A 14,101-nucleotide genomic window follows, 5' to 3' on the forward strand; every position below is an offset into this window, starting at 1 on the left:
CTCGCAAATACCTTGTTGCCAGAAGAACTACCCAAATAAATACCTCCACCATATACAGATATGTTGTTATTAACCTCACCGTATATAATATTGTCTCCAGAATGATACAAATCTATCCCACCTCCTCTATAAGCTGAATAATTAGAAAATACCCTACTGTTCGTGATTACATTACTATGTGAATAGTACAAAAAGATACCACCACCATAACCACTATAACTAGAAGAAGACACAACAGTGTTTTGATAAATAGCCGAAGATATAACATTGCCGATTGAATAAGACAGACCGATACCACCCCCAACATTGGTAGCAATATTGCTATACACATTCGCAAATACCCTGTTGCTAGAAGAATTATACAAATAAACACCTCCACCACTGCCTCCAGATATGTTGTTATTCACATTCCCATTTATAACATTACCAGAAGAATTGGCCAAATAAATACCCCCACCAGCACCACTAGAACCACCTCCATCATTGGTAGAAACATTGCTATACACACTCGCAAATACCTTGTTGCCAGAAGAACTACCCAAATAAATACCTCCACCATATACAGATATGTTGTTATTAACCTCTCCGTATATAATATTGTTCGTAGAATGCCACAAACATATCCCACCTCCACCACTAGAAGAGTAGTTATTTGTAACAATAAGATTACTCAAAATACCATAATTAAATCTATAAAGATACAAACCTCCCCCTACACCAAAAGGATAAGAATAAGCCCTACCATTCCTCACAACAAAATTACTCAACGATACACCCGAGACATTACTAGCATAAACCACGTGATACAAGTTATTCATACCATCAAGTTCCGAATACCCAATAATACTATTAAAATTGTTATCCCAACCCCCTACTATATTTAGCCCATTATTCGTTATCACCACTCCTATATTACTATTATTAAGACCATTTCCCGGTGTATAAACACCAGCAGATACATATATATTACTCAAACCTAACTGAACTGCCCTCTCTATACCCTTCTGTATGCTCCTCAAAGGTTTAACCCTTGAACCACTATTCGCGTCATTACCCAGAATAGACACATACACAGCATCATCTAGGTATCTCACCACAGTAATATTAGTCTCAAAATTATACATTGCGTCCTGAACCACTATAGTTATACTATTACTACCTCTCGCTAAATTAACTGTATTAGTATTCGTACCAGCAGCAGAAATATGACCACTATGAACACCATTAACATAAATATCACCCCAAACACCTAACGAAAAGTTGGTATCATCCACATAACTAACAACCTGTATCACATCAACATCAAACTCACTGTTATTCGTAGGAGATATTATCCTAACTACCGGCTTTATGTAATCTACTACCAGCGTAACATAATTAGTCGGGCTAGACTTACCACTATCGGATAAAGCAAAATACCTTATCTCATTCGTCCCCATAAAAACATTATTCGTTATCGTCCAATTCACAGTGCTAGCGTTATATACCCTACTAGTAGCCGATACTAAACTGCCATTGGTATAAACCATTAAAACCACATTAGTAACCTCGTATTCCTCACCAACATACGCTTGCCCCTGAAATACTAAAACTTGCCTATTAGTACTCATAATTGAAAAATCAGATAGTGGGGAATTCATACTTATTGACACCAAAGAAGCATCATAAATAACACTAACAGGAGCACCGTAATACTCATTCCCAGCAACATCCCTTTCATACGGAATAAACGTAGTATTAACACCTCCGATAAGAACATTATACACTCTAGTATTACCCAAAAGAATATAATTGTTCGTTACATTCGTTACACCTCCCGAAATCATATAAATCCTACCTTCACTTAAACCCAAATTGTCAAAATTACTAACCACTATACTAACCAATCTCGGAACTGTCTGTCCATTCGTAAGGTTCGTTATCGCAACATAAGGTCTGTTAGTATCATAATAAAAACCAAATGTATAACTAGTATTACTATTCGAAGTAGTTGTCAGAAGAACTTTTAGAAGATTATACTTATAATTCGTACCAGCTTCCTCTAAATTGAGTGTAGTAGGATTAAGATACCAATAGGTATCATCAAAGTAACTAACATTATTCGTAAATGAGCCAAAAGAATTGCTAACTATCAACACAACATTACTAACATTACCATATATTTCTCTAACAGGAATGTTTATACTACCATGAAATCCCAACACATTAGTATTAGTGGCATAAAAACTATTATTCAAAGAAATATAAAAATTACCATAAGGTGATGAATAAAATCTAACAACTCTACTAGCATTATTACCAGAACCATCCGAAGCAAAAATTCTTAAAATGTATGAACCAAGAGTGTTAGTATTAACATACAACCTATGATTAAACCTATACTCATTACCACTTACACTTATGTTAGTTCTAAAAAATACATGAGAAGGATATGCATGATCTACCACTTCTATCACAACATCTCTCAACCCACTCTCTCTACCTCCCTCGTATTGTTCATTAACTTGAATACTTATATCAGCATAGAGATAGTAACGACTATTATCAGCAGGAGAAAAAACAACTATAACAGGCGGTTTGGTATCCTTCAGAACTATCTGCTGATTACAAGAAACTATCGTAAATACCAAAAATAAGGAAACTATTACACTCCAAAACCTAAAAGGTCTCATAATAAATATTATAATCAATTTTCTCCAAATCTTTAAAAAACTGACCTAAAGTTTGTGTATTTGACAAGAATGAATACTTTTTATGAAAATAGAGTTAATATCAGAGGTATTGAATTATGCAAGAAACTAGTTTAAGAGATGAAATTCTAAAGAATGTTGTTGGTGTAATTGAGGAAATCAACGGACCACTTGCGATTGTCAAAGATGTTAGAAACCTCAAGATGATGGAGGTTGTCAAAGTCTCAAAACATCTCCTTATAGGAGAGGTAATCTCTCTGAATGGTGAAAAAGCGATAGTTCAGATATACGAAAACACATCCGGCGTCAGACCGGGAGATTATGTGTATGGAACAGGTGAGCCACTATCCGTTGAACTCGGACCGGGACTACTGTCCAAAATATACGATGGTATCCAAAGACCACTTGATGAGATATACGAATATGGTATTTTCATACCTAGAGGTATTGACTTACCTTCACTAAACAGAGGGAGAAAATGGAGTTTTAAACCTTTAGTTAAGGAAGGAGATATTCTTCACGGTGGAGCAATAATAGGTGAAGTTCCAGAAACTTCAAGGATAACACACAGAATACTCGTTCCACCTGACAAAGCAGGTAAAGTTGTATTCATCGCAAGTGAAGGAGAATATAAAGTTGATGATGTTATTTGCGTTCTAGAAGACCCAGTTAGAGGAAGACAAGAGTTAAAAATGTATCACAAGTGGCCCGTTAAGATACCAAGACCAATTAACAACAAATACATTCCATCCGAAGCGATGTTTACAGGACAACGAGTAATTGATTTCCTATTTCCTATCTCTAGAGGGGGAACAGCGTCAATACCAGGAGGATTTGGAACCGGTAAAACCGTCACTCAACACCAACTTGCTAGATGGTCAGACGCTGACATAATAGTTTATGTAGGTTGTGGAGAGAGAGGTAATGAGATAACAGAAGTCCTAGAAGACTTCCCGAAACTCGTTGACCCTAAAACAGGAAAACCTTTGATGGAAAGAACAGTTATAATAGCAAATACTTCAAATATGCCTGTAACCGCAAGAGAAGCATCAATATACACTGGAATAACTATAGGAGAATACTTTAGAGACATGGGATATAATGTCGCATTAATGGCAGACTCAACGAGTAGATGGGCTGAAGCGTTAAGAGAGTTATCTGGTAGGCTTGAAGAGATGCCTGCTGAGGAGAGTTTTCCTGCTTATCTTGGTTCAAGACTCGCCGCGTTTTATGAAAGAGCAGGATATGTTGAAACATTGAGTAAGCAAAAAGGCTCTCTAACTATCATCGGTGCGGTATCGCCAGCAGGAGGTGACTTCTCCGAACCTGTTACGCAAAACACTAAAAGGTTCACAAAATGCTTCTGGGCTTTGGACAAGTCATTAGCAAGTCAGAGACACTTCCCTTCAATAAACTGGATGTTGAGTTATAGTTTCTATGTTGATATGGTCTCGGAATGGTGGAGTAAAATAGACCCAGAATACAAAGAAGTAAGACAAAGAATCATGGACCTACTCATAAGAGAAGATAGACTACAGAAAATCGTTAAAATTATAGGACTTGACGCTCTACCGCAATCTGAAAGGCTCATCCTTGAAGTTTGTAGAGTGATAAGAATAGGATTCCTGCAACAAGTCGCTTACGACAAGGTAGACTCCTATTGCTCACCTCAAAAACAAATAAAAATGGCAAAACTAATACTTAAACTATATGACCTAACGCACGACCTCGTGGTAAATTATCGCGTCCCCGTCAGTGAGATACAAAACCTCAAATCTATATCAGAGATTATGAGAATAAAGATAGAAGTTCCTAACAACCAACTTGAAAAGATTGACGAGATTGAAAAACTACTAGTATCCGAAGTTGAAACAATCAGAGAACGATACTCCTAAGAAAACATAACCTAACCTATGAGAAGACTCTGGGGAGTTTTGATAATAATCATCCTATCAATCATCCAAACACTACCCCAACTAAAAATATACGGCTTTTCTCCAGATTTACTCATGATATTGATCATCTACTACTCATTCAAGGTCGGAACAACAAAAGGAATAATATTCTCAGCTATAATCGGCGCACTCGTTGATATACTTTCAGGTTCAATAATAGGAACCCATGTCATAGCCTTTTCCACGATAGCACTATCCATTGAAATTTTTAAGACAATCTTCATATTTGAAATGCCACTTACGGTTCCAATAGTATCCTTCATATCAACTATCACTAAATATCTCATACTCTTCCTCTTGAGTGTGATATTCGGAAGCATATCTCTAGGTGAATGGTATATCGCTATGTTTATTGAAGGAGCATTGAACTTCATTTTTGCTTTCCCTATGGTGTGGGTATCAAAAAAAATCGTCTCATTGCTACACAGAGAGTATTCAATGGTTGTATAAACTCAACCTCTTCTACCTAACTCCCAACCTACTATCATCACAAGAGAACCTATAAGAACTATAATTGCTCCTACTACATCAAATATGTTAACAACTCCTCTATCAATCACAACAAGCCATACCATAGCAGTTATGATATATATTCCACCATACGCAGCGTATATTCTACCACTTTCAACGGGGTGTAGTGAAAGAAGATATACAAACATCCCAAGACTTATAGCACCCGGTATAAGTAGAAGAATTGACCCATTCTTCTTTAACCACAAGTAAGGTAGATAACATCCAACTATCTCCGCTACTGCGGTTATGAAAAATAGTATTGTCGTTTTTACAACGAAAAGCACCCTTTCTTCCATCCTAATACCTTTTTGAAAGACACCATATTTATCGGTTAAATTTTACTTATGCTTATAGTAGTTAAAATTGGAACAAAGATTGTCTTGAATGAAGATATCATTGACAGAATCGTAGTAGAAATCTCCAAACTAGTTTCAGAAGGGAACAGAGTTGTAGTTGTATCAAGTGGTGCAATAGGTCTAGGAAGAAGAAAGTTAGGTATTAACGATAACCTAACACTCTCAAAGAAGCAAGCACTCTCAAGTGTAGGACAAGTTGAACTTATGAAGTTATACCAAAATCTCTTTTCAAAGCAGGGCTTAAATGTCGCTCAAATACTACTGACATACAGCGAACTAACCTCCCGCAAAAGCCTTCTCAACCTTATAAACACAATCAACGAACTCTTCAAGATGAATATCATACCAGTAATCAACGAAAACGACGCAGTAGCAGTAGAGGAAATAAAGTTTGGAAATAACGACATCCTAGCATCACTAGTCGCAACAACTCTACAAGCCGATAAACTAGTCATTCTGACTGATGTTGATGGACTATTCAAAGATTTTGGATCTCCAAACCAAGAACTAGTCAGAGAAATAAGAGACATTAGAGAAGTCACTAGGTATCTCAAAGGTAAAAAATTTGAACTCTCAACAGGTGGAATGAAAAGCAAATTACAAGCAGGCTTCACTTGTATGAAATCAGGAGTAGAATGTGTTATTGCAAATGGCTTTAACAAGGATATCTTGAATGATGCTGTAAATGGAATTACTGGGACAAAATTTATCCCCGATAGCAAAGGAAGGTCCTTCAAAGATAGACTTCTTATCCTAGCAAGAAAAAAAGGTAGTATAATAGTTGATAACGGTGCCGTGGATGCTATAAGGAAAAAGAAAAGCCTTCTACCTGTTGGAGTAAAGGAAGTAAAAGGTAAATTCTCGGTAGGAGACCCGATATTCATTACAGACCTCAATGGAAACAACATAGCAATAGGAATAACAAACTACTCATCAAGCGAAGTAAGTAAAATAAAAGGAAAAAGAACATACGAGATAGAAGAGATACTCGGAACTACCGAATTTGACGAAGAAGTCATACATATAGACAATATGGTAATACTCTAAATGTCAATTACTTCCCAACCACAGAATATCTACAGAAATTTTTATAAGAACAAAACTTACAATTCTCATAACTAGGTTTAGGCTCAAAGTTGCCTTCAAGAATTACTTTAAAGGCCTCTCTAATTCTATCTAAGACAACCTTCTCGTCAAAAGGTCCATATATTACCTCCCCTGTCTCAAACGAAAACAACCCCATCCTCGCAATCTTTATGTTAGTGTATTTGGAGAATATATACGAGTAGAAAGATGTCTCTAGTAAAAGACTCTGGATATCTTTGTAAAAACTTTTCTTATACTCAAAAACCTCATAACCAAAGGTATTATTGTATATAGCATCTATTATTCCGACCAGTTTAAAGTTCTCAACAAGCACCTCAATTCTAAACTCCGAGTATTCTGGAAAGACACTATCACCGTTGGACTCTCTCATCTCAAGAAAATTTATTATGTTCGTAAGTTGTTTTTCAAAACTCCTTAAACTTTCAATCTGTTGAGAGATATATTTTCTTGATTCCTCAAGATTCTTTCTTGCATTTATTTCCCTCATAACATTATGAAGGTCAGCACCTTTTAACATGCTACCAGTAGGTGGCAGTTTTATCTTTTCAACATTCTTTAAATACCAAGTATAAGGACAGATAAAAATGTTGATAAAATCTACTTTAGACAAAACTATTATGTGTTTTGGACTAAACAGACTATCACTCACACTACTTACCTACGCAGAAATTTCTGAATATAGTATCCATAAGGTCTTCTGTTGTAACTTCTCCTACCATCTCACCAATATATGATAAAGCATCTCTTATACCTATCGCTATAAACTCTTCAGACATCCTATCCCTTGCAGATTCGTAAGATTCCTTAAGAGAAGAGATGATATCTTCAAGTAATTGCTTGTGCCTCTCGTTGTTGATAAGGATATTATTAACTTCACTCTCAACATCACCGATTACACTACCTACAATCCTTCTAGCAAGCATCTTTATTCCAATTCCCTCTTTGGCAGAAACCAAAAAGTGTTCTACAACATCAACTCCATTCAATCTGATAAAGTTTAGAACATTATCCACGGCTTTTTTGAGTTCAGAATTATTATCAAAGTCTTCACCAACGGTAGTTGGTGCGAGATTAATACCAAAAACATCAACCTTATTCAAAGCAACAAAAATATTCTTGCTTCTAGCATACTCCTTGATAGTATCTATAACGATACTATCCTCTTCTGAAAGGCTAGATGACAAATCAAAGGTTAGAACAACCACATCCGATGTTTCAATACTCCTTATCGTTCTTCTTATACCTTCTTGCTCCACTGGGTCAATAGCTTTCCTTATCCCAGCAGTGTCAAATATACTGACTGGCACACCTTCAATTGATATTATCTCTTTTACAACATCTCTCGTCGTTCCTGGAATACTTGAAACAATAGACCTATCCTCACCTATCAAGGCATTCATAAGGCTTGACTTACCAGCATTCGTCTTACCGGCTATACAAATCTTAAGTCCTTCTACGAAAAATTTACTATTCTTTGATTTCTCAATAAGATCACTTAAAGTGTTTATTGAATTAGTGATTACATCCTCAATATAACTCCAGTTCCTTTCAGCGAGGTCTTCTTCAGGATGGTCAACCAAAACTTCAAGGTAAGCAAGTAGGTTTAGAAGGTTGTTTTTAACTTCATTTATCTTATCCGAAAGCCTACCATCTAGGATATGTCTAGAAATCTTAAGGTTTGAGATATTTCTACTCATGATCAGTGAATTGACTGCTTCTGCTTGAATCAAGTCTAACTTGCCGTTCAACACTGACCTTTTGGTAAATTCCCCTGGTAAAGCCATCCGTAGCCCCTCCCGTTTAAGGAGTTCCATAATTCTAGCAACTATCAGTGGATTACCATGACAACTTATCTCAATCACATCTTCACCAGTGTAAGAATGCGGAGCCCTCATAACCGAAACAATAACATCATCCACCTTCTCTCCATTATCATCAACAATATACCCATACGCAAGAGTATGTGTTTTCATGTCCTTAACTCTTTTCTTACCTCTGAATATTCTATCAACAACTTCTATACTCCTCTCTCCCGAGATTCTTATGACGCTAACCGCCGAATGAACATTAGGAGTTATAGGTGCGTAGATAGTATCCTCATCAAGAAAAACCTCTCTCATACAAATATCATTTTAATCCTAGAAAACAATATTTCACAATTAACACGTAATCCATTAGTTATGTTTCTTTAAATATATTATAGGACAGAAGCAAGATCATCACAATGCTTTAAGAATACTAACAATAGGTCTTGAGTCCGATGAATATCAACTCTTTTTGGAATATCCCCTTTTGTGTTAAGATTTCACCATAACGCACATAAACCTTATTGTGCGCAGATTGATCAGTTTTAAAGTGTCTTATTAGATTATTCAAAATACTGAACTCTGGAAGGAAGATATGGATATGAAAAATAAAAATGCTAGCATATTTCTTTCCATTTCAAATTTCTTCAGAAGCGAGGTTTCAGGTGGAGTAGTAGTTCTAATATCTGCTCTAGTAGGTATAATACTAGCAAACTCTCCTCTTAAGGACATATATTTTTCTATACTTGAGACCAAAGTAGGTTTGTCGTTTGGAGAGTTAAAATTCTCAAAGACTGTACTACACTGGATAAACGATGCTCTGATGGTGATATTCTTTTTAGTGGTTGGGCTTGAGATAAAAAGAGAGATGTTAGTCGGAGAACTAGCATCTGTGAAAAAGTCTGTATTTCCATCTATAGCGGCTCTAGGCGGTGTGCTAGCACCTATAACAATATACTCAATATTCAACTTCGGCAAAGATAGCTTTAGAGGTTGGGGAATACCAATGGCAACAGACATAGCATTCACAATAGCAGTCATGATGCTTATGGGCAAGTTAGTGTCTCATGCTTCAAAAGTTAACATAACCGCACTTGCAATAGTTGATGATATTATGGCTCTTCTTGTTATAGCAATATTCTACTCAACAGGAGTTAGAATTGAGTATGTTTTAATCTCTTTTCTAGTTGTAGCAGTGATTTTGATCCTAAACAAGTTGAACATACGATTTACGATAGTGTATGTAATATTAGGTTTCGTGTTGTGGATACTATTTCTACACTCAGGGATACACCCAACGATAGCAGGTGTTCTTCTAGCGTTCGCCATACCTTCAAATGTAACGCAAAGAAACCTTCCTCTTGAGGTTAAGAGTATCTCGGATGCTCTAGAAAAAATTTCAGAGAATATATCAAAAGGTAAAGTATTAGGAACAACAAAACCAGACTTTCAGGAGACAAAGCTGAAACTTAAGAGAATTGAACCACCACTTCAGAGATTTGAGACTTCACTAACACCTTGGGTATCCTTTCTCATACTACCACTTTTTGCTCTAGCAAACTCGGGTGTATATGTAGGTAGTTTTACATGGAACGACCTTACACATCCTGTATTATTAGGTGTTGCAGTAGGACTACTACTAGGAAAATCAACAGGTATATTCACCTTATCTTACCTTGCTACTAGAATAGGCATCGCAGAAATATCTGAAAAATTGTCTTGGAAAGAGTTCTATGGTGTTTCTTGGTTCGCAGGAATAGGTTTCACAATGGCACTCTTTATAGCACATCTATCCTTTGACAGTATGCCTCATTATCTTGACCTAGCCAAGGTAGGAATATATATTGGTAGCCTAGGTTCAGTGATTGTCGGAGTAACACTATTACTCCTCTTCAATATAAGGTCAAAGAAGAAGCCTACCTAAATATGTTTATGAGTGAAGATGGATTATCCGATATCTTCTTTGAGAATACTTCAAAGTTCCTTATCGTTCTTCTCAAACTTTTACCAACTTCTTCATCGGTAAGAACTCCTATTACTGTGTTTGTGTTTGTCAGGAGTTTTGATATTTGGATTATAGTAGAATTCAGATTGTCAATAGAATCGTTCAGTTTTTGTATATCAACTCTACTTATGTTATTACCAACTTGATTTAGATAATTAAGTAATGAGTTTATTTCCTGAACAGATTTCTTAATATTTTCAGAGAAATCAGAAACATTCCTCAAACTTGTTGATATAGTATCTCTATTTTGATATACCTCTCTTAAGATACTCTCTATATAAGCAACTGCCAGAACTATTTTGTCTATGCTTTGTGGTAAGTCCGGTGTTGATTCTATTTTTCCAATAACTTTCCTTATGAATTCATAAACATCTGATATTGCTTCATTCAATGTCGTTTCCTCATTGCCAACAACAACATCTCCATCTTTGAGGTAAGGTTCATCACCAGTGTATCCCAATATATCAATATACCTTTCCCCAACCAGTGAAGCTGACCTTACTACAAATCTTGCATCTCTGTTTATTCTATACCTACTATCTATGGACAAAACAAGTATAACTCCTCCCTCACCCGGATTCTCCCTAACTTCCTCAACTCTACCTACCTCTATACCCCCTACTAGCTTAACATTCGCTCCCACAGGTATGTTAGAAGCATAGGATAGTTTAAGAAATATCTTATAACCAGTAGATAAAAACGGTAAAGAATTCGTTAGATACAACCCCAATATTATAAAAAACAAACCTATTACAACCACAATACCTATCTTAAACTCGTAGTGCTTCATACTTACCTTTAAACATCAACTATACATCTACAAATATAATAATCCTTTTCTTTAAAGATTACAAGCCCACTATAACTCACACCTTTAACATCGGTAAGTGTAGAGTGCTTTTTTAGGTTAATATTCTCTCCGTATATTGTAAAGCACAACTCCATAACATCACTGTTATCACTAATCTGAACTTGTATATCACTGAATAAAAACTTTTTTACATCCTTTATGTAAACCAAACGACTCAAGAACTCAAACAACAAATCTTCATAACTTCCTTTTAGCCTGATACAATCACTTATCTTCTTACTTTTCTGAACTGTGTTCGTATCTACGATAACATTCTGCAAAGCCAGAGCAATACCTTCAAATGATTGCGAGAGTGTCTTACCACCACCTTCTATCATCACATCAGCGGTGTGATCCTTAATTTCCCAAAACCTAGAGTCTTCATAACCTCTCATAAACTTTCCAAAACCAACAACCTAAAAAAGCGTTCAAATTAAGACTACTTCACAATCATAATAGTAAAACATCCAATCAAAAAAACACAATTAAAACTCAATACAAACCTATAACTAATTTAACAAGTTCAACAGAAACAACTTATCCCGAGACCTTCTTCTCCCACTCCCATGCTGTTTGTATTATGGTTTCTATACTAGAGTATTCAGGTTTCCATCCGAGTATTCTCTTTGCCTTCTCTGAACTACCTATTAGGATAGGTGGGTCCCCTTCCCTTCTCTCCCACTCAACAGCCTTAACCTTCCTACCTGTTATCTCTTCAACCTTTCTCACAACCTCTTTAACAGAAAAACCTCTCTCATTTCCTAAATTAAATACATCACTATTACCTTGATTCACAAGATACTCCAAACCTAGTATGTGTGCATCAGAAATATCATTGACATGGATATAGTCTCTTATGGCAGTTCCATCAGGTGTTGGATAATCCGTCCCAAAGATTTTCAAATGATCTTCAACTCCCAACGCTACTTTCAAAGTCAAAGGTATCAGATGAGTTTCTGGAATGTGTATTTCACCAATTTCCCCTTCAGGGTCTGCACCTGCGGCGTTAAAGTATCTGAATATAACATACTTTAGTCCATACGCTCTCTCATAATCCCTTAAGATCTGCTCAACCATAAGTTTGCTCCAACCATAAGGATTTATCGGTCTTTGAGGGTGATCTTCAGGTATAGGTACCTTCTCTGGTATTCCATAAGTAGCACAGGTGGACGAGAATATGAAATTTTTCACTCCATACTCTAGCATCACTTGAAGCAAATTAAGTGTATTAGCAACATTGTTGATGTAATACTTTGAAGGAAGTTTAACAGACTCACCTACATACGCAAACGCACTGAAATGCATAACAGCATCAAACTTGTATTTTTCAAAGCAAAGCCTTATCTGATTGATATCCGCTAGATCACCTAGAACAAAGTCTCCCCACTTCACAAACTCTCTATGACCATAAACTAGATTATCAAAAACAACCGTTTTGTATCCTTTCTTATTGAGAAGTTTATTCACATGAGAACCTATATACCCCGCACCACCAACAACTAACACAACCATGCGCTAAAATATAACTAATCAAAAAATCAGATCACAAGTATTACAAGACAATCAGCATCCAGCGTTAAGCGAAATCTTGGAACTAACAAACACTATCTAGGACCAAACGAAACTCTGAATTTGTTGAAGATAAATTTTTAATCTCACTTATGATGGTAGAAATACAACAAGTAAAGTCATAACTTGATAATTTTCATCTTCCATCAATAGATTGTTTAGAATTTGTGTATATGATGATAACATTATGAGCAATTTCATAACGAACAGCAAAGAAAAGACTTTAAAACAACGCATACATACACTCATAAGCGAAAGCAAAGAGTTAAAGTTTATAGTTGGATTTTTCTACTTTTCCGGCATTCAGGAAATCTATAAGGAACTTAAAAAACTTTACGATGAAGGCAAGCTAAAAGAAGAGCACTTGAAGATACTAGTAGGTCTTGATATAGACAAAAATGCTTACGGAATCTACGAAGTCGCAAAGTTAGAAAAACTATTCAACATTAATTCTGCTAAAGAAGATTTTATAAAATCTCTAAAAATTGCTTTCACATCTGGAGACCTGGATAGAAAGGAAATATACGAACAGATAGACTTCTTCATTAAACTTCTTTCAGAACGCAAACTCGTAATAAGAAAAACAAAGGAACCAAATCATGCGAAGTTATACCTATTCAAACTGAATAACAATATTATACCAAACTTATTCATTACAGGTAGTAGTAATCTCACTAAAGCAGGACTTGAGTCACAAAATGAGTTTAATGTTGAAATAAAAGATTACGGATTTGAAGAAGCAGAGAAGTATTTTGATAGTCTTTGGGAATCATCTATCCAACTTTCTCAAGAAGATGTTGTTAAAACCCTTGAGAATGAGACATTTATTAGAAAAATAACCCCTCTAACCGCTTATGCTTACCTTCTGAAATTATACCGTGATTTACACAAAGGCGAAAGTTCAAGTATAAAGTTATATAAACCTATAGAAGAAGCAGGTTACAAAACTTACAATTACCAGTTAGATGCAGTATACCAAGCACTTGAAAATTGTAAGACACACGGTGGAACAATCATCGCAGATGTTGTTGGACTTGGCAAAACAGTAGTAGCATGCGCAACCGCAAAGGTAATAGGTAAAAGAGGCATAGTCATATGTCCCCCTCACCTGATAGGTGATGAAAACAGAAAGTCTGGATGGAGAAAATATTTAGCTGATTTCAGCCTGCGGGATTGGGAAGTTAGATCTATCGGAAAACTTGAAGAAACTTTTGAGTTCGTTAAAAACAACGAAGATATTGAAATAGTTAT

General features: G+C 35.8%; 12 protein-coding genes. 5 read left to right on the top strand and 7 right to left on the bottom strand.

Annotated elements, in window-relative coordinates; all coding sequences use genetic code 11:
- Positions 1 to 2,672: hypothetical protein (locus tag NZ579_07760; GenBank protein ID MCS7299829.1), on the bottom strand; the 2,672-nt coding region annotated here is incomplete at its 3' end.
- Positions 2,673 to 2,788: 116 nt separating this feature from the next.
- On the opposite strand from NZ579_07760, the gene NZ579_07765 reads away from it, so the two are divergent.
- Both NZ579_07765 and mreD read left to right on the top strand, forming a co-directional pair.
- Positions 2,789 to 4,585: a V-type ATP synthase subunit A gene (locus tag NZ579_07765; protein ID MCS7299830.1), complete on the top strand. Its 1,797-nt coding sequence runs from the start codon at positions 2,789 to 2,791 to the stop codon at positions 4,583 to 4,585.
- A gap of 18 nt (positions 4,586 to 4,603) precedes the next feature.
- Positions 4,604 to 5,095 (top strand): rod shape-determining protein MreD, encoded by a 492-nt coding sequence (mreD, locus tag NZ579_07770; protein ID MCS7299831.1) that lies wholly within the window; start codon positions 4,604 to 4,606, stop codon positions 5,093 to 5,095.
- A gap of 2 nt (positions 5,096 to 5,097) precedes the next feature.
- Here mreD and NZ579_07775 read toward each other — a convergent pair whose 3' ends face one another.
- Positions 5,098 to 5,454: a YnfA family protein gene (locus NZ579_07775; GenBank protein MCS7299832.1), complete on the bottom strand. Its 357-nt coding sequence runs from the start codon at positions 5,452 to 5,454 to the stop codon at positions 5,098 to 5,100.
- A 48-nt stretch (positions 5,455 to 5,502) separates the two neighbouring features.
- On the opposite strand from NZ579_07775, the gene proB reads away from it, so the two are divergent.
- A complete protein-coding gene (gene proB / locus NZ579_07780; protein MCS7299833.1) occupies positions 5,503 to 6,561 on the top strand; it encodes a glutamate 5-kinase in 1,059 nt (352 codons plus the stop codon).
- Between the two features lie 7 nt (positions 6,562 to 6,568).
- Here proB and NZ579_07785 read toward each other — a convergent pair whose 3' ends face one another.
- Together NZ579_07785 and mnmE are read right to left on the bottom strand one after the other, a co-directional pair.
- A complete protein-coding gene (locus tag NZ579_07785; GenBank protein ID MCS7299834.1) occupies positions 6,569 to 7,270 on the bottom strand; it encodes a PD-(D/E)XK nuclease family protein in 702 nt (233 codons plus the stop codon).
- Position 7,271: 1 nt separating this feature from the next.
- Positions 7,272 to 8,741 (bottom strand): tRNA uridine-5-carboxymethylaminomethyl(34) synthesis GTPase MnmE, encoded by a 1,470-nt coding sequence (gene mnmE, locus NZ579_07790; protein ID MCS7299835.1) that lies wholly within the window; start codon positions 8,739 to 8,741, stop codon positions 7,272 to 7,274.
- A gap of 280 nt (positions 8,742 to 9,021) precedes the next feature.
- On the opposite strand from mnmE, the gene nhaA reads away from it, so the two are divergent.
- A complete protein-coding gene (nhaA, locus tag NZ579_07795) occupies positions 9,022 to 10,350 on the top strand; it encodes a Na+/H+ antiporter NhaA (GenBank protein MCS7299836.1) in 1,329 nt (442 codons plus the stop codon).
- Here nhaA and NZ579_07800 read toward each other — a convergent pair.
- The 3 genes from NZ579_07800 to galE all read right to left on the bottom strand — a co-directional run bounded on the left by NZ579_07800 (position 10,343) and on the right by galE (position 12,793).
- Positions 10,343 to 11,221, bottom strand: a complete 879-nt coding sequence (locus NZ579_07800; protein ID MCS7299837.1) for an MlaD family protein — start codon at positions 11,219 to 11,221, stop codon at positions 10,343 to 10,345. The two genes, nhaA and NZ579_07800, sit on opposite strands and share 8 nt — an antisense overlap.
- An 8-nt stretch (positions 11,222 to 11,229) precedes the next feature.
- The gene (locus NZ579_07805; protein MCS7299838.1) at positions 11,230 to 11,676 is read right to left on the bottom strand and encodes an archease; all 447 of its coding nucleotides are present in this window, start codon (positions 11,674 to 11,676) and stop codon (positions 11,230 to 11,232) included.
- 142 nt (positions 11,677 to 11,818) lie between these two features.
- Positions 11,819 to 12,793, bottom strand: a complete 975-nt coding sequence (gene galE / locus NZ579_07810) for a UDP-glucose 4-epimerase GalE (protein ID MCS7299839.1) — start codon at positions 12,791 to 12,793, stop codon at positions 11,819 to 11,821.
- Positions 12,794 to 13,037: 244 nt separating this feature from the next.
- Here galE and NZ579_07815 point away from each other — a divergent pair.
- Positions 13,038 to 14,101: phospholipase D-like domain-containing protein (locus tag NZ579_07815; GenBank protein ID MCS7299840.1), on the top strand; the 1,064-nt coding region annotated here is incomplete at its 3' end.

The organism is Spirochaetota bacterium (assembly GCA_025061835.1).
Taxonomy (GTDB): domain Bacteria; phylum Spirochaetota; class Brevinematia; order DTOW01; family DTOW01; genus SKYB106.